The organism is Microbulbifer elongatus (genome assembly GCF_020524885.1).
In the GTDB taxonomy this organism is placed as follows: domain Bacteria; phylum Pseudomonadota; class Gammaproteobacteria; order Pseudomonadales; family Cellvibrionaceae; genus Microbulbifer; species Microbulbifer elongatus_A.
On record NZ_JAIVKJ010000001.1, the window covers coordinates 1,007,636 to 1,027,821 of the forward strand.

Annotated in this window: 23 protein-coding genes; 16 read left to right on the forward strand and 7 right to left on the reverse strand. The window is 58.2% G+C overall.

The features are described 5' to 3' along the window. Positions 1–47 precede the first annotated feature (47 nt). Together LC059_RS04250 and LC059_RS04255 are read left to right on the forward strand one after the other, a co-directional pair. A complete protein-coding gene (locus LC059_RS04250) occupies positions 48–560 on the forward strand; it encodes a hypothetical protein (protein ID WP_226702570.1) in 513 nt (170 codons plus the stop codon). Between the two features lie 133 nt (positions 561–693). Then, the gene (locus LC059_RS04255; RefSeq protein ID WP_226702571.1) at positions 694–1,083 is read left to right on the forward strand and encodes a MerR family DNA-binding protein; all 390 of its coding nucleotides are present in this window, start codon (positions 694–696) and stop codon (positions 1,081–1,083) included. Between the two features lie 32 nt (positions 1,084–1,115). On the opposite strand, the gene LC059_RS04260 is transcribed toward LC059_RS04255, so the two are convergent. Continuing rightward, on the reverse strand, positions 1,116–2,270 hold the full coding sequence (locus LC059_RS04260; RefSeq protein ID WP_226702572.1) for a pectinesterase family protein: 1,155 nt from the start codon (positions 2,268–2,270) through the stop codon (positions 1,116–1,118). A 199-nt stretch (positions 2,271–2,469) separates the two neighbouring features. Between LC059_RS04260 and prfB the strand changes: the two genes are divergently transcribed. Continuing rightward, positions 2,470–3,565 (forward strand): peptide chain release factor 2 gene (gene prfB, locus LC059_RS04265; protein WP_226702573.1). Its coding sequence is split into 2 segments (ribosomal slippage): positions 2,470–2,541 and positions 2,543–3,565, totalling 1,095 coding nucleotides; the frame shifts between segments, so codons are not numbered across the junction. Between the two features lie 276 nt (positions 3,566–3,841). Beyond that, positions 3,842–5,332 carry a lysine--tRNA ligase gene (gene lysS, locus LC059_RS04270; protein WP_226702574.1) on the forward strand — a complete coding sequence of 497 codons (1,491 nt, stop codon included), beginning with the start codon at positions 3,842–3,844 and terminating at the stop codon, positions 5,330–5,332. Positions 5,333–5,414: 82 nt separating this feature from the next. On the opposite strand, the gene LC059_RS04275 is transcribed toward lysS, so the two are convergent. From LC059_RS04275 to LC059_RS04290, 4 genes are all read right to left on the reverse strand, one after another. Further along, positions 5,415–6,290 carry a PDZ domain-containing protein gene (locus LC059_RS04275; RefSeq protein WP_226702575.1) on the reverse strand — a complete coding sequence of 292 codons (876 nt, stop codon included), beginning with the start codon at positions 6,288–6,290 and terminating at the stop codon, positions 5,415–5,417. Between the two features lie 65 nt (positions 6,291–6,355). Then, complete coding sequence (locus tag LC059_RS04280) at positions 6,356–6,964, reverse strand: TPM domain-containing protein (protein WP_226702576.1); 609 nt, start codon at positions 6,962–6,964, stop codon at positions 6,356–6,358. A 45-nt stretch (positions 6,965–7,009) separates the two neighbouring features. Further along, positions 7,010–7,768 (reverse strand): TPM domain-containing protein, encoded by a 759-nt coding sequence (locus LC059_RS04285; RefSeq protein ID WP_226702577.1) that lies wholly within the window; start codon positions 7,766–7,768, stop codon positions 7,010–7,012. Between the two features lie 15 nt (positions 7,769–7,783). After that, entirely contained in the window at positions 7,784–8,413 is a 630-nt protein-coding gene (locus LC059_RS04290) for a LemA family protein (RefSeq protein WP_226702578.1), read from the reverse strand. A 96-nt stretch (positions 8,414–8,509) separates the two neighbouring features. Here LC059_RS04290 and LC059_RS04295 point away from each other — a divergent pair, with 96 nt between their 5' ends. The 5 genes from LC059_RS04295 (at position 8,510) to ung (ending at position 11,980) form a co-directional block, all read left to right on the forward strand. Continuing rightward, entirely contained in the window at positions 8,510–9,046 is a 537-nt protein-coding gene (locus LC059_RS04295; protein ID WP_226702579.1) for a YaeQ family protein, read from the forward strand. Positions 9,047–9,117: 71 nt separating this feature from the next. Then, entirely contained in the window at positions 9,118–9,600 is a 483-nt protein-coding gene (locus tag LC059_RS04300; protein ID WP_226702580.1) for a YajQ family cyclic di-GMP-binding protein, read from the forward strand. A gap of 75 nt (positions 9,601–9,675) precedes the next feature. Further along, on the forward strand, positions 9,676–10,644 hold the full coding sequence (locus tag LC059_RS04305; RefSeq protein WP_226702581.1) for an esterase-like activity of phytase family protein: 969 nt from the start codon (positions 9,676–9,678) through the stop codon (positions 10,642–10,644). A 21-nt stretch (positions 10,645–10,665) separates the two neighbouring features. Beyond that, positions 10,666–11,274: a uracil-DNA glycosylase family protein gene (locus LC059_RS04310; protein WP_226702582.1), complete on the forward strand. Its 609-nt coding sequence runs from the start codon at positions 10,666–10,668 to the stop codon at positions 11,272–11,274. Then, positions 11,258–11,980 carry a uracil-DNA glycosylase gene (gene ung / locus LC059_RS04315; protein ID WP_226702583.1) on the forward strand — a complete coding sequence of 241 codons (723 nt, stop codon included), beginning with the start codon at positions 11,258–11,260 and terminating at the stop codon, positions 11,978–11,980. The genes LC059_RS04310 and ung overlap by 17 nt, the downstream gene beginning before the upstream one ends. 12 nt (positions 11,981–11,992) lie before the next feature. Here the strand turns inward: ung and LC059_RS04320 are convergent, their stop codons facing one another. Continuing rightward, positions 11,993–13,045, reverse strand: a complete 1,053-nt coding sequence (locus LC059_RS04320; protein WP_226702584.1) for a YgfZ/GcvT domain-containing protein — start codon at positions 13,043–13,045, stop codon at positions 11,993–11,995. Positions 13,046–13,237: 192 nt separating this feature from the next. Between LC059_RS04320 and LC059_RS04325 the strand changes: the two genes are divergently transcribed. After that, a complete protein-coding gene (locus tag LC059_RS04325; RefSeq protein WP_226702585.1) occupies positions 13,238–13,483 on the forward strand; it encodes a succinate dehydrogenase assembly factor 2 in 246 nt (81 codons plus the stop codon). 40 nt (positions 13,484–13,523) lie between these two features. Beyond that, positions 13,524–13,955: a protein YgfX gene (locus tag LC059_RS04330; RefSeq protein WP_226702586.1), complete on the forward strand. Its 432-nt coding sequence runs from the start codon at positions 13,524–13,526 to the stop codon at positions 13,953–13,955. A gap of 48 nt (positions 13,956–14,003) precedes the next feature. Here LC059_RS04330 and nadB read toward each other — a convergent pair whose 3' ends face one another. Then, positions 14,004–15,635, reverse strand: a complete 1,632-nt coding sequence (gene nadB / locus LC059_RS04335) for an L-aspartate oxidase (protein ID WP_226702587.1) — start codon at positions 15,633–15,635, stop codon at positions 14,004–14,006. A 180-nt stretch (positions 15,636–15,815) separates the two neighbouring features. Between nadB and rpoE the strand changes: the two genes are divergently transcribed. The 5 genes from rpoE (at position 15,816) to ycjG (ending at position 20,182) form a co-directional block, all read left to right on the forward strand. Further along, positions 15,816–16,430: an RNA polymerase sigma factor RpoE gene (rpoE, locus tag LC059_RS04340; protein WP_226702588.1), complete on the forward strand. Its 615-nt coding sequence runs from the start codon at positions 15,816–15,818 to the stop codon at positions 16,428–16,430. A 258-nt stretch (positions 16,431–16,688) separates the two neighbouring features. Continuing rightward, positions 16,689–17,384 (forward strand): sigma-E factor negative regulatory protein, encoded by a 696-nt coding sequence (locus LC059_RS04345; protein WP_226702589.1) that lies wholly within the window; start codon positions 16,689–16,691, stop codon positions 17,382–17,384. Positions 17,385–17,464: 80 nt separating this feature from the next. After that, positions 17,465–18,496 carry a MucB/RseB C-terminal domain-containing protein gene (locus LC059_RS04350; protein WP_226702590.1) on the forward strand — a complete coding sequence of 344 codons (1,032 nt, stop codon included), beginning with the start codon at positions 17,465–17,467 and terminating at the stop codon, positions 18,494–18,496. 40 nt (positions 18,497–18,536) lie between these two features. Then, entirely contained in the window at positions 18,537–19,073 is a 537-nt protein-coding gene (locus LC059_RS04355) for a SoxR reducing system RseC family protein (RefSeq protein ID WP_226702591.1), read from the forward strand. A 161-nt stretch (positions 19,074–19,234) separates the two neighbouring features. Next, the gene (gene ycjG / locus LC059_RS04360) at positions 19,235–20,182 is read left to right on the forward strand and encodes an L-Ala-D/L-Glu epimerase (protein WP_226702592.1); all 948 of its coding nucleotides are present in this window, start codon (positions 19,235–19,237) and stop codon (positions 20,180–20,182) included. Positions 20,183–20,186: the final 4 nt, after the last annotated feature.

Consider the following 20,186-nt stretch of genomic DNA (forward strand, 5'->3'; position numbering starts at 1 on the left):
TCGTCCATAAACCGGGAAGAGGGGAAATGATGAAAAGGAGAGCGTTTATGCGTCACGCATGGATTAGAGCGGTGTTCGTAGTGGTGCTGATGGCATTGATTGGCGGCTGCGACTCGTCGCAAAAACCGGAGACCCAATCGCCGTCAGCGGAGTCGTCGCCACAGCAGGAAGCGACCAGTGAGCAGAAGGCTTCGGATATGTCAGAGCAGGAAGCCACAGATACTAATGCCGCCTCCGGTGAGCAACAGGGCAGCAGTAGCCTGTGGGTTATGCAGCCCCGCGGCAATCGCCAGTGCGAGGGCGGCGGTAAAAGCCTGGCTTCCAGTGGTGCCGAGCTTGCGCAAAACGGCATCAAGGTGCAGGAGTCCCGCTGTGGCGTACGCACCGACCGTATGTATCCGAGCGTCTGTGGTGGTGCAACCGGCGATCTATTGATGCATCGTATTCCTGCGAGTTTTCTCGATGCTGCGCTCGAGCTGGGCTTTGATCCGGCCAAGCAGGGGCAATACAAACTTGTGGATTGCCCGCAAATGCCGGCTGGCGGGCCGCAGGATCGCTGAACTGGGTACAGTTTGGCCCGAAGAAGCCCTTGAGTTAGTGCAATTGAGGGTGACTTGACCTTCCCCTTACGGCAATCTTCAGAATTCCCGCTGAATTACTGCGATAGGGCAGGAATGCCGTGAGGAGCTCACTGTGAATATTTCCCAGGCCGCTCGCAGCGCCGGGTTGACCCCCAAGGCGCTGCGCTATTACGAATCCATCAACCTACTTACGCCGCAGCGCGGCCCCAATGGCTATCGCGAGTTCAGCCAGTCTGATGTGGCCACACTGCAGTTCATCCAGCGTGCACGGGCCTGCGGATTTTCTGTGGAGGAGGTGCGCGACTTGTTGGGGCTTTACCACAACCCCTCCCGTCGCAGCCACGATGCGAAAGTGCTGGTGGAGGAAAAACTGAAGCAAGTGGAGCAGCAGCTGAAAAGCCTGCAGGCCATGCGCTCCAGTCTGCGCAGCCTGGCAGGCGCCTGCGCCGGTGACGACTCCCCAAATTGCAGTATTCTCGACCACCTCGCCAGTGGTGAGTGAGCCCTCGGTGCGGGGCTATCAAGTTAATGTAATCAGAACCCGGGGTTCCAGCCCGCCAGTATTCGCTCGCGGGTAAACCGCTTCACTTGCTCACTGCTCAATTGACGACGCTGCGGATTAACAGCGGCACCCGGCCCATGGCTCTCGTATTCGAAAAAGCGGGCACTTTCCGGGGTAAATACCGTGGACTTGGTGCCATCGCGGCTGGTGCCGCGCATGGAAGCCCAGCCCTCAGCCGGGATGTGCTCATCCATATACGAACGAATAAAAACCGCCGCACCTATCGCATCCGGGTCCGCGTAGCGGCCGTCCGCGAAGGTGGTGGTGGGATGCCAGGGGCGCCCCAGCGGCGATGAATTTGCCGGCACACCCTCAGCCTTAAGCAGTCGGCAGTTGAGAAATACCAGCCCGAACTCATTACTAATATCCGTGCTCGGCGCCGTTACATAGCCCACATAACCTAAATCGGCGCGCTCGGTACCGCGGGGGCGGGTAACAATATCGCTGTTCTCAAACAGCGCCTGCCCGGCCCCGAAAATGAAGTCCACATTGCCCTCGATCACGCTGTCCAGGAAATAGCTGCGGCCACCCTGTACAAACAGTGTGTCCTGGTAGCCCAGCAGGCGCACGTTTCGGAAGGCCGAGCGGTCGCTTCCCAGACCCGTCTCCAGTGCCACCGCCTGCATACCGTTGACCCTGTCCGTGTGGTCCTTTGGTAGCGCGTCCTGGGCCAGGAAATCAAAGCTGTTCTCAATGGTGAGGTTCTCCGCGCGGAAGTCTGTCGCTTCCACCGTCAGTGTTGCGGTGGCAAAGGTACCCATTGTTTCACTCGATCCGGGTGCGGCTCCGGGAGCGGGCATCCCCGCGTAGTCTCCGTAGCGGATGATGGTCTTGTCTCGGCCAGCTCCGATAAGGTGGATATTGGGCTTGCTTACCAGCACTTTTTCTTCATATCGCCCCTCCGGTAGGTAAATCACATAGCGATCTGTTCCATCTTCCGGTGCTGCCGCCAGGGCATCAGCAATCGTGGGGTAAGCCTTGCCAGATTTGAATTGGACCTTGCCGACCACTGCGTCAATGGTCAGCGCTGATGGCGTCGCACAGGCGGAAAGAGCGATAAGCGGGAGTGCCAGGGCCACAAGCGCGCCGCTAAGTAAGCGAAAGGGGGAAGTAGTATTCGTTGCCATGGCATCAGCTCCGCACAAAAATTGGCCTGATCATCGTTTGTATTGGTCAGGCCATTTTAGCGCTGGCTCGTCCTGTAGCTCAAGACACTGCTCCCAACATGATTTCCCGGATCACTCCGAAAGGTCATGCCCCCTTATGTCTACGGGCCGCCTGAGGTAGAATGCGCGCCCGATTTAACCGACAGAAGCCGACCTAGCTATGGAAATCAATCCGCTTCTCAACCAGCTGAAAGACCTCGAAGAGCGCACCGACGTTCTCAGGGGGTATCTTTGACTACGCTGGCAAGAAAGAACGCCTGACCGAAGTCGAACTGGAGCTGGCCGAGCCCAGCGTCTGGGACGACCCCGATCGCGCCCAGGATCTGGGCCGTGAGCGCTCCACCCTCGAGGCTGTGGTCAAAACCATCGAAGATCTCGACAGTGGCATCAGCGACAGCCGCGAGCTGCTCGACATGGCCGTGGAAGAGGACGACGAGGATTCCGTCGCCGAAGTGGCCAGTGAGCTTGAGAGCCTCCAGCAGCAACTGGAAACCCTCGAATTTCGCCGCATGTTCTCCGGTGAAACCGACCCCAACAATGCTTACCTGGACATCCAGGCCGGCTCCGGCGGCACCGAAGCCCAGGACTGGGCGGAAATGCTGCTGCGCATGTACCTGCGCTGGGGCGAAGCCCACGGCTTCAAAACCACGCTGGAAGAAGCCTCCGCTGGCGAAGTTGCGGGCATCAAAAGTGCCACCATCCACTTCCAGGGCGAATACGCCTTCGGTTGGCTGCGCACCGAAACCGGCGTACACCGCCTTGTACGCAAAAGCCCGTTCGACTCCGGCAACCGTCGCCACACCTCGTTCACGTCCGTCTTTGTTTCCCCGGAAATTGACGACAACATCGAGATCGAAGTGGACAAATCCCAGGTGCGTGAAGACACCTACCGCGCCTCCGGCGCCGGTGGTCAGCACGTCAACAAAACCGACTCCGCCGTGCGTTTGACCCACATTGAATCCGGCATTGTCGTGGCGTGCCAGAGCGAACGCTCCCAGCACCAGAACCGCGACAAAGCGTGGAAAATGCTGCGGGCCAAACTCTACGAACAGGAAATGCAAAAGCGCAACGCCGAAAAACAGGCGATGGAAGAAAGCAAATCCGACATCGGCTGGGGCAGCCAGATCCGCTCCTACGTACTGGACGACCAGCGCATCAAAGACCTGCGCACCAACGTCCAGACCAGCAACTGTCAGTCAGTGCTGGACGGAGACCTGGATCAGTTTATTGAGGCGAGCCTGAAGGCAGGCCTTTAAGGGCCGAAGTTTGTTGGGCAGGATTTTTTGCCCAACCAGCGAACCGGCACTAGCTACTTTCGGCTCACGAAGTAAATATTCTTCAAATCGAAGGTGGAGTGCCGGGTATCCCTTTTCGAAAGCGTCGGCGACAGGGATGTCGCCGACGCAGCGTACAGGGACGTATTCACAGCGGTTTCGAAAAGGGATACCCGGTGCTCAGCCGCCACGGTGCCCAAACAGAGCTCAAAACAAGCTACGAAGCCCGCACCACACCCAAAAGACATGTGATAGATCATGAGCAACACACCAACTCAGCAAGACGAAAACAAACTGATCGCCGAGCGCCGCGCCAAACTGAGTGCCATGCGCGAGAAGGGCAATGCCTTCCCGAACAGCTTTCGCCGCGAAAACCTCGCCGCCGACCTGCAAAAAGAGTTTGGTGAAAAGAGCAAGGAAGAACTGGAAACCGAAGGCAATACCGCCTGCGTTGCCGGTCGTATCCTCGCCAAGCGCGGCCCCTTCATGGTCATCCAGGATGTAACTGACCGCATCCAGCTGTATGCGGATAAAACCGCACAGAAAGATATTAAAGAGCGCTGGGGCACCTGGGACATCGGCGACATCGTCGGCGTCAAAGGTCAGCTGCACAAATCCGGCAAAGGCGACCTCTACGTTAACTGCGAAGAGTACAGCCTGCTTACCAAGGCGCTGCGCCCGCTGCCGGAGAAATTCCACGGCATCGCCGACCAGGAAATGCGCTACCGCCAGCGCTACGTAGACCTGATTGCCACCCCGGAGTCCCGCGACGTATTCCGCATTCGCTCCGAAGTGATCAGCTACATCCGCAGCTACCTGAACAACAACCACTTCATGGAAGTGGAAACACCCATGCTGCAGGTTATTCCCGGTGGCGCTACCGCACGTCCGTTCGTCACGCATCACAACGCACTCGACATCGACATGTACCTGCGTATCGCACCGGAGCTGTACCTCAAGCGTCTTGTAGTAGGTGGTTTTGAGCGCGTTTACGAAATCAACCGCAACTTCCGCAACGAAGGTCTGTCCACCCGCCACAACCCCGAGTTCACCATGCTCGAGTTCTACCAGGCGTATGCGGACTACAACGACCTGATGGATCTGACTGAAAACATGATCCGCGGCATCTGCACCGACGTGCTTGGCAGCACCACTGTCCAGTATCAGGACAGCAGCTACGATTTCGCCAAGCCCTTCGATCGTATCAGCGTGTTCGACTCTATTTTGAAGTACAACCCGGAACTGAAAGCGTCCGATATCGATAATATCGAGAGCGCCAAGAAAGTCGCGGAAGGACTGGAGATTCCGCTCAAGGATATCTGGGGCCTGGGCAAGATCCAGATCGAAATCTTCGAGAAAACCGTCGAGCACCGCCTGGATCAGCCGACGTTTATTACCGAGTACCCGACCGAAGTGTCGCCGCTGGCGCGCCGTAACGACGACAACCCCTTCGTTACCGACCGCTTTGAATTCTTCGTCGGCGGCCGTGAGATCGCCAACGGCTTCTCCGAGCTGAATGACGCGGAAGACCAGGCCGAGCGCTTCAAGGCACAGGTGGCGGAGAAAGATGCCGGTGATGACGAAGCCATGCACTATGACGCCGACTATATCCGCGCACTGGAATACGGCTTGCCGCCCACTGCCGGTGAGGGTATCGGAATCGACCGTCTGGTGATGTTGCTGACCAACTCACCGTCTATCCGTGACGTACTGTTGTTCCCGCATATGCGTCCGGAAGTGTCCGAGTAAACGACTGTCTTAGCTGTAGAATGTAAAAAAGGGCGATAACCTCATTGGTTATCGCCCTTTTTTGTATTGATAGTTGGTACCGCTAACCGCGAATTCCCAATGGACCCGCGGGTAGGTATATGGTCTCCGGGGCGGAGCTGCCCTTGCGCTGAATTTCTACGGCTACCGATGAGCCGGGTTCTGCCTGATAAACCTGGGTGCGCAGATCTCCCATATGGAAAACCCGCTGGTTGTTGTAACGGATGATTTTGTCGCCGGGACGCAGGCCGGCTTCGTATGCGGGGGCGCTTTCCAGCAGGTCGCCAATTTCCATTTCCGTGCGCCCGCCAAACGCTTCGAGGTATTGCTCGAATTCGGCGCTACTCAATTCCTGCTCGAATACGCGGCGAGGGTTGCTGTAGGTCTGCAGCTTTTGCTGCAGCTCCCTGGCGCGCTCCGAGCGCTTGTCCTGCATGTGGTGGTACTCGTAGCTGAACTGCATTTGTTCGTATTGAATGCGCTCTTGCTTGTCGACAATAAAGGCAGCTCGTTCGGGGCTGAGACCGGCATCGGTCAATTGGCGTATCTGGTTCTCTCGCATGCGTTCGAAGCGGTTTTCACTCTGGTGTCTGCGCTGCCCTCTCCGATTGTGGCTCTCTGTTGCCTGGTCTGTTACCCCCTCAAGCTCTGCCGCGCTAACAATGCGGCTTTCGCGGCTGTCAGAGTCCGGGTCAATCCGGTTGCTCAGTTCATTGACCAGCTCCAGTAACTGGCCCTGGATCTTTAGTGTCTGCTCCAGGGTATTCTCCAGCTGCTGAACCCGCTGTCCGAGATTGGCCGAACCGTTGGCGGTGCTGGAGAAGAGAGCGCCTTGCTTGTCTGGGGTAGAAGTGGAAGAAGAGGTCCACTGGGCAATAGCGGCGCCCACGACGAGGAGGGAGACGACTGCCAGCGAGATGGCGTACTTGCGCAAAATCATGGGTGCACCAATCGGCTTCATTTGATTCCAGAACCTGCCGGCGTTTGTTTCGGCGATGTAGGGAATTATAGAAGCACCAGGTGGTTGGGGAGTTCATTCTTGATGGTAGTGACAGGCGCAGCTTCTTCGAGTAACTCGCCACATTTTTCTACGCAATGGACAAAGGCTTCACTGGTTTTGCCCTTTTTGACCTCGCGGATAAAGTTTTCAACGATCTCTTGCCAGCGTTCATTGGTAATGTGTTCCGCCAGCCCCCGGTCCGCAAGAATTTCCACATAGTGTTCGGCCTGGGAGACGAAGATCAGCAGGCCCAGACGATTCTTGGTGCTGTGAAGCTCATTTTCGAGAAACTGGCGCCGCGCGAGATTGGACGCGCGCCAGAAGCGTACCTTCTTTGGCACAAGTTTCATGGTGAGTGGGCGCCAGCGGAACAGCACGGCCAAGGCGATAAACAGGATCCACTGCAGGGTAAACGCCTGCTGGTATTCGATCCACCAGGGGAGAAACTGCATCAGAGGGGCGATCAGCAGGGCCAGGAATGCCGCCCACAGGGTGGAGATATACAGGTAATTGTCCGACTGGCCCGCCAGCACCGTAACCACCTCTGCATCGGTGCGGGATTCCACCTCTTTGATGGTCTCGGTAAGTTTGCGTCGTTCGCTTGCGTTCAGCATCCTGTGTTTCTCATCTGCACTTTTCGGCCTAACTGGTCCGGTGGGTTACCAGCCACCAGAGGCGCCACCGCCACCAAAGCCACCTCCGCCACCGCCGAAGCCGCCGCCAAAACCACCGCCGCCTCCGCCGAAGCCACCACCAAAACCGCCGCCGCCATAGTAGCCACCGTAGCGCCCGCGACGATAGTTACTGCCGCCGGCGGGTGCGCCGAGGACCGAGGCGCCGAATATCTGCAGCATGACAAACAGCAGGAAAAGGCCTACCAATAGTGCCAGGCGCCGGTCGCCATCATCCTCAGTCGGTTCCGGCACATATTCATTTTTGATGGCGGCGATAATGGACTGCACTCCGGCAGTCACGCCGCCGTCAAAATTGCCACTTTGGAATTTGGGCAAGATCTTTGTGTGGATGATATTCGCGGACAGCGCATCCGTTAATGCGCCCTCCAGTCCATAGCCCACTTCAATACGTACCTGGCGCTCACTGGGGGCGACAATCAGTAGTACACCGTTGTCCTTGTTTTTCTGGCCAATCTTCCAGTGCCGGCCGAGCTGGTATCCGTATTCCTCGATGGTGAGCCCCTGCAGGTCAGGCAGGGTGACCACCACAATCTGGTTGGAGGTTTCTTTCTCCTGCGCCTGCAACATCTCGGTCAGCTGGTAGCGGGTGGTCTGGCTCAGCAGGTTGGCGTTATCCACCACCCGTCCGCTGAGGGATGGGAAGGAGACGTCAGCAACAGAAGTGCCGGCCCATAATAGAGCCGGTACAAGAACAAAGAGGAGGGCGATCCGCCGGATCGTCATGCAGGGCCCCGCTGTTTACTGGAAGTCGACTTCAGGCGCCTTTTCGGCATCTTCGCTGGTCGCCTCGAAGGTATCGCGAAGGGGCATATCGCTGTACAGCACACTGTGCCAGATGCGTCCTGGGAAGGTGCGGATTTCGCGGTTGTAGCGCTCTACCGCAGCGATATAATCCCGACGGGCTACGCTGATGCGGTTTTCGGTGCCTTCCAGCTGCGACTGTAGCGCCAGGAAGTTCTGGTTGGCCTTGAGGTCCGGATAGCGTTCAACCACCACCATAAGCCGGGACAGGGCGCTGCTCAGCTGGGATTGTGCGGCCTCGAACTGCTGTAGTTTGGCCGGGTCATTGATGATCCCGGAGTCCACCTGCATGGAATTCACCTTGGCGCGCGCCTCGGTGACGGCTTCGAGGGTTTCCCGCTCGTGGGAGGCATAGGCCTTCACGGTTTTGACGAGATTGGGAATCAGGTCTGCACGGCGCTGGTACTGGTTTTGTACCTGGGCCCAGGCGGCCTTCACATTTTCATCGTAGGTGGGGATGTTATTTATCCCGCAGCCACTCAGGCCAAAGACCAGTAGTGAAACAAGCAGGGATTGCCAGAGCCTACGTTGTGTAGAATTCGGTGTGCCTGTAAGTACAGAGTTCATTCCATTCATCCATGTTGGTTCCGAACAAGACAATAATAGTCTCCAATCCGTCGGAGTCCGGCAAGTCTGTGCTGCCGACATTTACAGAGAGTAGTAATGGCATTAAAAGCGACCATATTCAAGGCAAGGCTGCAGATTGCGGACATGGACCGGGATTATTACGCAGAACACCTGCTGACCCTGGCGCGCCACCCATCGGAAACGGATGAGCGCATGATGATTCGCCTGCTGGCGTTTGCCCACAATGCCAGCGAGCAGCTGGAGTTTACCCGGGGGCTTTCCAGTGATGACGAAGCGGATCTGTGGCAGCACAGCCTTAACGGTGAAATCGAAACCTGGATAGAGGTTGGGGTTCCCGCGGAAGATCGGATACGCAAGGCCTGTGGGCGTGCCCGCAAGGTACTTGTATATGCATACGGGCAGCGCACTGCGCCGGTTTGGTGGGAGAAAATGGAATCCGCCAGTGCCCGCTTCGACAATCTGCAGGTGTTTTTCCTGGCCGCTGACGAGTGCGCGCAACTGGCGGCCCTCGCAGAGCGCAATATGGATTTCAGTATCACCATTCAGGATGGCCACCTGTGGGTGGCCAGTGGCAGTGAGAACATAGAAGTACTGCCGCAACGCTGGAAATAGAATTTCTTATATCTGCCAACAGGCGGCCATTGACCGGCCGCGGGGCGACCAACAGTAAACGGAGCCAGATAATGCCTTCATTCGATATCGTTTCAGAAGTCGACAAACATCAGCTGACCAACGCCGTGGATCAGGTAAACCGCACCATTACCAATCGATTTGACTTCAAAGGGGTGGATGCCGAGGTGGAAATGTCGGAGTTCTCCCTGACGCTACGCGCCGAGTCCGATATGCAGGTACAGCAGATGGTGGATATGCTGCGCGCGGCCCTGATCAAGTGCAATATCGACCCGCTGGCGATGGAAGTCGGGGAAGAGGAGCAGTCCGGCAAGCAGGTCAAAGTAGGTGTAACCCTGAAAAATGGCCTCGACAAAGAGTTGTCAAAAAAGATTGTTAAGATCATCAAGGATGAAAAGATGAAGGTGCAGGCTTCCATCCAGGGGGACCAGGTAAGGGTTACCGGTAAAAAGCGCGACGACCTGCAACAGGTGATCGCCATGCTGCGGGGCAAGGAGCTGGAGCAGCCGCTGCAGTTTAATAACTTCCGCGATTGAGTCGGTGCTGAACAGCGCGAATCCGGTGTGGTGGTGGGATTTGTTGAGGGAGGTTTTTTGAAAAGGAGTTTTCGAGTGGCGGGGCTGCTGAAGGGCTGCGTGGCCGGTTTTTTGTATTTTCTGGTAACCGCAGGGCTCAGAGCGGAGCCCGTTATCCCGGTAATGCCAGCTCAATTGCAGCAGGCCTGGTGGATCGACGGCAGCGAAGGCCTGGATATCTCCGGCCTGAGCTTTTGCCAAGGGGAGTTGCTGGCGGTTGCGGACAAAGTATCGGAGCGTATTTATCGGCTTGCGCCCGAGCCGGGAGCGCGATCGGTTTCGCTTGAGCCCAAGGCCGAGTTCTCGCGACCACCACTGCCGGGCGATCAGCCAACCTCAGTAAAGGCGCGCGCTCTGCATTATGCGAGTACCCCGCTGAGCATGGATTTTGAAGGGATAACCTGCGATGGCCCGGATGTATACCTGCTCAGTGAAAGACACAATCGCATCGTCAGGCTGAATCAGGCAGAGCGAAAGGGCGAGTGGACGCCAGCGCGCTGGTCGGAGTCTGCGCGAGATGAGGGGTTCCTCCAACTGTTCAACGCGGAAAGCGAGGGACTGGTCAAGGTTGGCGATGATTTCTGGGTGGCACTGGAGCGCGATCCGCGGGGTCTATTAAAGCTTGAGCCTGAAGATAAGGTAGGGCGCCATTTTTACGAGGTGCCGCCGGTGGCGGGGCTGAATTTTCGCGATCGCTCCGCAGATCTCACCGCGCTGGCCTTTTACGATGGTGCTTTGTTTACCCTGGAGCGCAATGCGTTTGCGGTATGCCGGCGTTCCCTCGAAACCCTTATTGCCGAGTGGTGTGTTCAGTACCGGCATATCGAGGAGGGGCCGGAATACGTGTACCGGAAAACCATCTTTGGTAAAGGTGAGGGGCTTGCGGTCAATGAGCGGGGTATGTTCGTGGTGCTCGACAATAATGGGGTTACCCGCGTGGCAGCACCGGAAGACAGCCGCGGACTGTTGATGCACCTGGCATTCCCGTCCCCCAGTGCTGAATGACGTAATTGTGTTGATCGTGTTTTGACGCAGAGCAAGCTTGATATCCTGTTGCATGAAGTGCGCGCGTGCCGACTGTGTGAGGCGCACTTGCCACTGGGCCCAAGGCCGGTGCTGAGTGCGTCGCGGTCGGCGCGACTGCTGATCGTGGGCCAGGCACCGGGCACTCGGGTACACGAAACCGGGGTTCCCTGGAACGATCCATCCGGTGACCGTCTGCGCAACTGGCTGCAAGTGGACCGCGATACCTTTTACGACGCGTCCCGTATTGCCATTATCCCGATGGGCTTCTGCTATCCGGGGCGGGGTAGTGGCGGTGATCTGCCGCCGCGGCCGGAATGTGCACAAACCTGGCACCAGCGTCTGCTGGACCAGCTGCCGAATATCCAGCTGACACTGCTAATCGGGCAATATGCCCAGCGCTACTATCTCCCACACTGGTATGGCAGCATTACTGATAATGTGCGCCATTACGCCGATGCACTGCCGCATAAGCTGTTTCCCCTGCCGCACCCCAGCCCGAGAAATACGCTGTGGTTACGGCGCCGCCCATGGTTCGAGGAAGAGGTGGTGCCGGCGTTGCGAACACAGGTACATCAAGTGTTAAAGGTTGACGATGCAAGTTCCCGATAGCCTCAAAATTCACCCGTCCTGGTATTCGGTATTGGCGCCGGAATTCAAAAAGCGCTACATGCGCGAGTTGCGAGAATTTCTGCAACAGGAAAAACAGGCCGGGAAAAATATTTTTCCGCCGGCGGCCCAGATCTTTAACGCCTTTAACTCGACACCGTTTGATCAGGTAAAGGTGGTGATACTCGGTCAGGACCCTTATCACGGTGCAGGGCAGGCCCACGGCCTGTGTTTCTCGGTAATGCCCGGTGTGCGCTTGCCGCCATCGCTAAAAAATATTTACAAGGAAATGGAGACTGATCTGGGCATAGCGGTACCGGACCACGGCTGCCTGCAGCCCTGGGCGGAGCAGGGCGTGCTACTGCTGAATGCGACCCTGACGGTAGAGGAGAGCAAAGCCGGTGCTCATCAGGGCCGCGGTTGGGAGCGCTTCACCGACGCCGCGGTGCACGCGCTGGCAGAGCAGAGGGAAGGGCTGGTGTTTATCCTGTGGGGCAGTTACGCGCAGAAAAAAGGCGGGTTTATCGACGACCGCAGACACCTGGTGTTAAAGGGACCGCATCCTTCACCGCTGTCTGCACACCGCGGGTTCTTTGGAACCCGTCCGTTTTCCCAAGCTAATGCATACCTGCAGAGCCGTGGCGAAGCGCCCATTAACTGGGCGCTGCCGCCGTCCGGTGCACTGCAGCGGGTGGCGGTAGAAATCTGAGAATAACGCCTGTCAGGCGAGTGGGTCGGCATCCGCGTCGTAGGGGAGTTCCAGCAGTTCCAGCACACGTCCGTCCGCCAGTTGCAGGCTCTCCCCATCGGCGACCTTGCTTTTGGTCAGTACCGCAAGCAGGTCGGTTTCTTTCCCGGCGCTGCTTCCGTCGACAATATTGCCCACACTGGAGCCGCCGGCCGCTGTGAAGATTTCCGCGCCTGGTTCCGGCAGGTCACCGCTGTCGATGCGTGCGCGGTACATGCGGCGCTTGGCAGCTCCCAGGTACTGCATTCGCGCCACTACTTCCTGCCCGGTATAGCATCCTTTCTTGAAACTGACGCCGCCGAGCAGGTGCAGGTTGAGCATTTGCGGAATAAACGTCTCGCTGGTGCTCTGGTGCAAAGTCGGGAGTCCCGCTTCGATCAGCTGTTTTTGCCACAGACTATAGCCGGCGGGAATTGCGGGGGAGCCACTCAGCTTTTGCCACAAATCTGCCGCCTGTCCAGCGGGGAGCTGGATGACTACCACGCGTTCGTTCACCGAGGCGGCTAGTGCACGGTGACCGTTGTGATCGAAGGTGCGCAGCTCACCGGGCACCAGATCCGCATCGGAACTACTGGACAGATTCAAAAGCTGGCTCGAAGCGGGGCACGCATCGCGGCCGGTCAGGCTTATCCAGCGTTGATCGTCACTGATATCGGTCAGTTCCGTTTTGAAGAATACAGCGTACTTTTTCAATGCCGCCAGTGCGGTGGCCACCAGGTCGCGCGGTAGCAGCAGTACGAACTCACTTTGATCGACTTTCAGCGCGTAAAAGGCGCTGATCATGCGTCCTTTGGGGTTGCAGTGACTACCGAGAGTCAGGTGCTCATCGGGTAGGTTGACCAGATCGCAGGTGAGCTGACCCTGAAGGAATTTCTGGCTGTCCGGGCCGGCGACGGAAATCGCGCCCATGGGGGACAGGTCGATCAGCTGCAGGCCATTGCCGGAATCGATATCGAACTCCGCCGCGCCTTCTGCCCACTGGGCACCCTGGCTGCTGAGATATTCCTGCCACTGTTGCTGATCCATGCTCGACTCTCTGATTTCTACTGCTGGCTGTTGAACTGCCGGGGCTTACCGCTGGCCTGGATTTACCGCTGACCTGAATTTATCGCTGACACGCACCGGGAATTTGTGTCTGCAGTATCTGGGGTTTTGCCGCGGGATTTCAACTACCGCTATACTGCGCGCAATTCGCAATCTGGGTTATGAGAAAGAAGTATGGATCGCAACCGCCTGTTTTGGGCCAGCCGTCGCGGCATGTTGGAACTGGATCTGGTGCTGCTGCCATTTCTGGAGAATGTATACGAGACGCTCTCCGAGGAAGACAAGCAGCGCTATATCACGTTGCTGGACGAACAGGACCAGGACCTCTTTGCCTGGTTCCTGCGTCGGGAGGACCCGGAGGATCCTGAATTGAAAAAAATCGTGCAGATCATCCGTGACAACACCGGACTTCAGGACTGATACCTCTCCTCACCCTGCTGCTGCCCGGAATGGGCACAGTATGGCGGTCCCCCGTTCTTCCCTCCCTGAGCGCTGCGCCCGCCTGGCCTGCGACCTTCACCCCTCACGCATTCTGCGTGGGGCGGTGCCGCTGATGGCGGCCCTGTCCCTATTGTTATTGACCCTGTCGCGCCTGCCGTGGATCGCGGTGGCGCTTGCTACACCGTTGGTTTTGCTAATTGCGGCCTTTGAGTGGCGACGCGCGGGGCGGTATGAAGGGCGTATTTCTACCTCTGAACGTCGCTGGTACTGGCAGCCCAAAGGCGGCGCCAAACGGGAGTTCCGGCTTTGTGGCGAACTGACTCTCTGGCGCTGGCTGATTGTGATCAACGGCCGCGACCTGGAGGGCAAGCGGCTGCGTCTGGTGCTGTGTCGGGATGGTGCCGACGCCGAAAGCTGGCGCCGGCTGCTGGTGGCCCTGCGTTACTCTTGATAGCCGCAGGGCAGCCGCTCCGAGTGCTGGGAAGTGGGGCGGGAAGCGTCAGTGCGGATCTGACAGGTCGATAAACTGGCGCTGATTGGCGAAGTTTTCCGGTACCAGGATGGTGTCCATTGCCAGCTCCCGCAGCCCCGGGTAGTCCAGGGAGTAGTGCAGCCCACGGCTTTCGCGGCGGTCCAGGGCGGAGCGGATTATGAGCTCGGCGACCACCGCCAGGTTGCGTAGCTCGATCAGGTCGCTGGTGATCTTGTAGTTGGCGTAGAACTCGCGAATCTCCTGCTGCAGCAGCTTTACGCGGTGCTCGGCGCGCAACAGCCGCTTGCGTGTGCGCACAATGCCGACAAAGTCCCACATAAAACGCCGCAGTTCATCCCAGTTGTGCGAGATCACAACGTCTTCATCGGAATCTGTTACCCGCGAGGCGTCCCAGGCCAGTGCCGGTTTTGGCGGCGTCACCTCAGCCAGTGTCTGCGCAATGTGGAGTGCTGCGGAGCGTGCGTAGACCACGCACTCAAGTAGTGAGTTGCTGGCCAGACGATTGGCGCCGTGCAGCCCGGTAAACGTGGTTTCGCCGATGGCGTACAGCTGATCCAGGTCCGTGCGACCATGCTGGTCCACCATCACGCCGCCACAGGTGTAGTGGGCGGCGGGGACTACCGGGATTGGTTCTTTGGTGATGTCGATGCCGTATTCGAGGCACTTGCGATGCACGGTGGGGAAGTGCTCGCGCACAAACTCCGGGTCCTTGTGGGAAATGTCCAGGTAAAGGCAATCTGCCCCCAGGCGCTTCATTTCATGGTCGATGGCGCGGGCGACGATGTCCCGCGGCGCCAGTTCGCCGCGCTTATCGAAGCGGTGCATAAAGCGCTCGCCATTGGGGAGCTTGAGCTGTGCGCCTTCCCCGCGCAGTGCCTCGGTAATCAGCATGGACTTTGCTTTGGGGTGGTACAGACAGGTGGGGTGGAACTGGTTGAATTCCATATTCGCCACCCGGCAGCCAGCGCGCCAGGCCATGGCAATACCGTCGCCACTGGCGCCGTCCGGGTTGCTCGTGTACAGATAGGTCTTGGAGGCGCCACCGGTAGCAAGTACCACCGCGCGCCCCTGAAAGACTTCGACCTCTTCGGTATTTTTGTTGTAGACGTAGCTGCCGGCACAGCGGAAGCGACCGGTATCCGCATCCGGCTGGCGGATCAGGTCGAGGGCAATATGGTGCTCGAAGCAGTCAATATTGGGGCTGTTGCGCACCCGTTCGATCAGTGTGCTGTGCACCGCGCGGCCGGTGGCGTCCGCACTGTGGATGATGCGTCGATGACTGTGCCCGCCCTCTTTGGTGAGGTGGTAATCACCGTCTTCCTCGCGGGTGAAGTCTACGCCCTGATTGATCAGCCAGTGCACCGCATCGCGACTGTTTTCGACGGTAAAGCGCACGGCATCGGGGTGGCAGAGTCCGGCTCCTGCATCTAATGTATCCGCTATGTGCGCGTCTACGGAGTCAGTTTCGTCCAGCACCCCGGCGATACCGCCTTGGGCAAACCAGGTGGATCCGTCGCGCAGGCGCTGCTTGGAAAGCAGCGCCACCCGCTGGCTCGCGGCCAGATGCAGTGCCAGAGTGAGGCCTGCGGCGCCACTGCCGATTACCAGGACGTCATAGTGGTTTTTGCTGGTGCTCAAGGATCCGTTCGCCTCGTTGCTCATAGAGTTTTATTCATGTTGAGGGGCGCGTAGTATACGACATCTTCAAAAATTACCGATTTGTCAGGAACTTATGACCAAATTTGGGTGTCTTCGACACAACAGAATAATCCTTGGCTTGCGGTCAATATGGACCGGGAGCGTGGTTGGGAGTAGGGGATGACAGGGCAACAGGCGTCACCGAGTGACCGCCAGCTGGTAGAGCGGGTCCAGAAAGGGGACAAGCGTGCCTTTGACCTGCTGGTGCTCAAGTATCAGCACAAAATCATGGCTGTGGTCAGCCGCTATATCAATGATCATGCCGAGGTGAACGATGTGGTGCAGGAGGCCTTTATCAAGGCCTACCGGGCATTGGGCAATTTCCGTGGGGAAAGTGCCTTCTATACCTGGATGTACCGTATTGCTATCAATACGGCGAAGAATCATCTGGTATCCCGCAGTCGTCGCCCGCCGTCTTCCGATGTAGATCTGGAGGACGCCGAGTACTATTCCGGCGCCGATCTCTTGCGCGACAACGAAACTCCCGAGAATCAGCTGTTCCGCGATCAGCTTGAGGCTACCGTGCACCGCGCCATCCGCGAGCTGCCGGAGGATCTGCGTTCGGCGGTGACCCTGCGTGAGATGGAGGGCCTCAGCTATGAGGAGATCGCCGAGGTGATGGGCTGCCCGGTAGGCACGGTGCGCTCGCGTATTTTCCGCGCTCGAGAGGCCATCGATCGCGCGGTGCAGGCGGCCATGGCGGGGGAGCCAGAGCCGGTGGACGGCCGCGGCTGAAGGGGGCCGTCTTCATAAAGCTGAGCGGCAAGCAGAATCGTCTAACATTTAGTCAGTTTTGTTTTGTTGCGAGTCCGGCTGGTAGCTCATTGATCTAAAACAGTAGTGTGACCGGGACGACAGGCAATTTTTTGGACGAATTCACACAAATTTTGCCCACCCGGTAAAACTTTTCCGGCGCAGGCCGGTCTCAGAAACCAACACAACAGGATGCGCCAAATGCATCCACTGAATTGCACTGAAAGAGGGTTGCCCCGTATGTCCCACGGGAATCATCAACAGCGTCTTAATGAATCGTTATCTGCTCTGATGGATGGCGAGGCCTCCGAACTGGAGATTCAGCGACTGCTGAAGGAGAGTGATGCCTCCGGCAGCGATCTCCAGGAGCGCTGGTCGCGCTATCAGCTGGCGGGTAGTGTGCTGCGGGGCGACAAAGTCGCGCCGGTGGATCTCGGTCTGGCGGCAAGCATTTCCGCTGCAATTGCCGATGAGCCATCGTTGGCGGATTCTGCGCAGCCGTCTGCAGCCAACGATTCTGGTGATACCGGTCGCAGTCGCTGGTGGCGCCCGCTGTCCCGCGGTGCGGTGGCGGCAACCGTAGCCTTCGCTGCGGTACTCGGTGTGCAGCAGATTCAGTCACCCCAGCCCGGCGGCAACATGTTGGCGGAAGTAGAGCGCCCGGCACAGCAGCCGGTGCAATCACTGCCCCAACCCAGCAGTTTTGTGGTGCCTACCCCCACTTTGAATACCCGTGCGGTAAGTACGGCGCCGCAATTGGTGCCTGAGCAGCGCTTGGGGGTGCCGTCGCCACAGGTACAGGTCGTACCCTCGCCAGAGCTGATGCGTCACCTCAACCGGGTTATGCTTGAGCATTCCGAGCAGGCCGCTCGTGTGGGCAGTCAGGGCATGGTGCCTTTTGCCCGCGCCACATACGGCGAGCGCCCTTCAGAGTAAATATGCGCGGCGGGTGGCCAGGCTGCCACCGGCTGCGGAAGAATTTCCCCGCTGATGTTAGCCTCAAATAAAGAATGATCATGGCGAAAGTTTTCTGTTGTTCCGCCCCTAAAGCCAACAGCTCGCTGTTGGCTTTTTTACTGTTGGCAATTTTCCAGTCTCCGTCGATCAGTGCCCAGGCTGTGGCGGAAGAGCCTGTGTCGAAGGAGCCAGAGCCCAACGAAAATAGGGAAGCTGCTCGACCGGGCCTGGTGTTGCCAGCGACCGATGCGGAAGCCCAGGCGCTGTTGGCCAAAGTGGCGGAAGCCGTGACAAATCTCGAGTACCGCGGGCTCGCAACCTTTGAGCATGTTGGCGTTATGGAAACCCTGGAGGTGGTGCATGGGGTGCGTAATGGCGAACAGGTGGAGCGAATCCGTTACCTGACCGGTGCTCCAAGGGAGCTGGTCAGTAGTGGTCACGACGCCCAGTGCCGTCGCGATGGCAGCCCATTGTCGCGCGCGGGTCTGTGGAGTAGCTCCGGACTGGAGAACGTGCGGAGTCTTTATCATTTCTTCATTCGTGGGCAAGAGCGTATTGCGGATCGCGAGGCGGTAGTTCTCGAAGCCCGACCGCGCGATCCACACCGTTACGGCATGGTGATCAGTGTGGACCGGGAAACCGGTTTGCCACTGAAGTCCATGCTGGTTGCGCCCGCTGGCCGGGTACTGGAGCGATTTCAGTTTGTGGAGCTGGATCTTGCGCCGATTAATGACGCCGACCTGCAACCGCTATCCAATGAAGCGCGCAAGAGCGATGGCTCCGGCCAATGTGGTGCTCATGTCAGCCGCTGGCGGTTGGGGTGGGCGCCCAACGGCTTCAAGGCCGTTGCAGCGCGGGAGCTCGCAGACGGGGAGATGCTGGTTTTCAGTGACGGACTTAGTGCTTTCACGGTCTTCGTGCAAAAGCTGGGGCCCGACATGAACTATCAGGGGCGAGCCACACGCGGCGCGACAGTTGCCTACATGGATCATCTTGAAGTGAATAACGTTCGCTATACCATTACGGTAGTGGGTGAGATACCCGACAGCACCGCACAACTGGTTGCCAAGTCGGTAGCAGCCAAAAACTGATGGCATGTAAATGTCTCGGTGCTGCATGTGAGCCCGTTACGTGAATCCAAATGAAAGTACCAGCCTGATGATCGAAGAGCGCGGCCGCGTGGTGGCCCTGGAGCGGAGTGGCATTTGGGTAGAAACCGTGCAACGCAGCGGTTGTCACGGTTGTGCCGCGAAATCCGGTTGCGGCACGGGACTTTTGGGTGACTTCTGGACCAAAGCGTCGCAAGTGCGCGTCACTGTATCGCCAAAATCCCTCTCGCGCATTCGCCTGCACGATACCGTCGTAATCGGTGTATCAGAAAATACCCTCGCATCCAGCGCACTGCTGGTTTATCTGTTGCCGCTGGTAATGTTGGTGCTGGGTGCGCTGGCGGGGGATGCCATAATGAGTACTGCCATCACTGAAGTGGCTGAAAAGCAGGGCGGTGAACTGGGGGCGATCGCAGGTGCTGCGTTCGGTTTGATACTGGGAGGCTTATTAATTCGCCTTTACAGTTTTTACAACCGGAATAATCCCGCCATGGCGCCGCAATTCCTGCGCGTAGAGCAGGGTAAGCCCTGTTCCATTCCCGTTACCCAGGTGCCCTGACCAGTAGTGGTCGTCCGCTGTTTTTCGTCGTTTCAATCGCCACAATTTCCCGTTCGTTTTCCGGTTTTTCCAATTCCCTTCAAATATCTTTCTACACTGAGTGCTGATCCACGCGGTGGCGTAGTCGCTGTCACCGACTGGTTCCAATAAGGAGAGTTGGGATGTTTGAAGGGCGTTGTTATGCCGAAAGCTGGCCCCTGCGCACGACCTTTGTCATTTCCCGCGGAGCGCGATCCGAAGCCCAGGTTGTCGTGGTGGAGTTGTCCTCTGAGGGCATCAGCGGGGTTGGAGAGTGCACCCCCTATCCTCGATATGGCGAAAGCGTCGAGTCGGTGCTGGCCGAAATCAATTCGGTGTTGCCGGCCCTGCGCCAGGGAATGAGCCGGGAGAAACTGCAGGATGCCATGCCGGCAGGAGCGGCACGCAATGCGGTGGACTGCGCGCTGGAAGATTGGGAGCGCAAGAAGACCGGGCAAGTGATGGGTGGCCCCACCTGGCTGCCGACAGTACAAACGCTGGTGATCGATGAGCCTGAGGCCATGGCGCAAGCGGCCTGCGCTGCCAGGGATGCGGGCGTGACGGTGCTCAAGCTCAAGCTCGATCACACGCGGGTGCTGGAGCGGGTGGCGGCTGTGCGCGCTGCGGCACCGGAATGCCAGTTGGTGATTGATGCCAATGAAGCCTGGGCAGCACAGGGCTTGCCGGCACTGTGTGAGTCGCTTGCAGAGCAGGGCGTCGCGATGCTGGAACAGCCATTGCCCGCCGGGGAAGATGAATTTCTATGCGAGTTTTCACACCCGCTGCCCATCTGTGCCGATGAAAGCTGCCACACCCGCGCCGACCTGCCGAGACTGAAACCCTTGTATGACATGGTGAATATCAAACTGGATAAGGCCGGAGGCATCTGCGAGGCGTTGGCGCTGGCGGATACTGCGAGAAAACAAGGGTTCGAGGTAATGCTTGGGTGCATGCTGTGCACATCGCGCGCGATACGTGCCGCCTGGCCCCTGGGGGAGCACGCCCGGTTTGTGGATCTCGATGGCCCCACCTGGCTGGCAAAAGATGTGAAACCGCTGCGATTTGCCGACGGGCGGGTTTACTGGACCTGAATAT

Coding starts and splice junctions, on each gene's coding strand:
- LC059_RS04330 (WP_226702586.1), top strand. CDS start 13,524: ATGGCGGTCCCCCGTTCTTCCCTCCCTGAGCGCTGCGCCCGCCTGGCC.
- LC059_RS04280 (WP_226702576.1), bottom strand. CDS start 6,964: ATGCTGAACGCAAGCGAACGACGCAAACTTACCGAGACCATCAAAGAG.
- LC059_RS04345 (WP_226702589.1), top strand. CDS start 16,689: ATGTCCCACGGGAATCATCAACAGCGTCTTAATGAATCGTTATCTGCT.
- lysS (WP_226702574.1), top strand. CDS start 3,842: ATGAGCAACACACCAACTCAGCAAGACGAAAACAAACTGATCGCCGAG.
- ycjG (WP_226702592.1), top strand. CDS start 19,235: ATGTTTGAAGGGCGTTGTTATGCCGAAAGCTGGCCCCTGCGCACGACC.
- LC059_RS04300 (WP_226702580.1), top strand. CDS start 9,118: ATGCCTTCATTCGATATCGTTTCAGAAGTCGACAAACATCAGCTGACC.
- rpoE (WP_226702588.1), top strand. CDS start 15,816: ATGACAGGGCAACAGGCGTCACCGAGTGACCGCCAGCTGGTAGAGCGG.
- LC059_RS04285 (WP_226702577.1), bottom strand. CDS start 7,768: ATGACGATCCGGCGGATCGCCCTCCTCTTTGTTCTTGTACCGGCTCTA.
- LC059_RS04325 (WP_226702585.1), top strand. CDS start 13,238: ATGGATCGCAACCGCCTGTTTTGGGCCAGCCGTCGCGGCATGTTGGAA.
- LC059_RS04260 (WP_226702572.1), bottom strand. CDS start 2,270: ATGGCAACGAATACTACTTCCCCCTTTCGCTTACTTAGCGGCGCGCTT.
- LC059_RS04295 (WP_226702579.1), top strand. CDS start 8,510: ATGGCATTAAAAGCGACCATATTCAAGGCAAGGCTGCAGATTGCGGAC.
- LC059_RS04250 (WP_226702570.1), top strand. CDS start 48: ATGCGTCACGCATGGATTAGAGCGGTGTTCGTAGTGGTGCTGATGGCA.
- LC059_RS04275 (WP_226702575.1), bottom strand. CDS start 6,290: ATGATTTTGCGCAAGTACGCCATCTCGCTGGCAGTCGTCTCCCTCCTC.
- LC059_RS04320 (WP_226702584.1), bottom strand. CDS start 13,045: ATGGATCAGCAACAGTGGCAGGAATATCTCAGCAGCCAGGGTGCCCAG.
- ung (WP_226702583.1), top strand. CDS start 11,258: ATGCAAGTTCCCGATAGCCTCAAAATTCACCCGTCCTGGTATTCGGTA.
- LC059_RS04350 (WP_226702590.1), top strand. CDS start 17,465: ATGGCGAAAGTTTTCTGTTGTTCCGCCCCTAAAGCCAACAGCTCGCTG.
- LC059_RS04290 (WP_226702578.1), bottom strand. CDS start 8,413: ATGAACTCTGTACTTACAGGCACACCGAATTCTACACAACGTAGGCTC.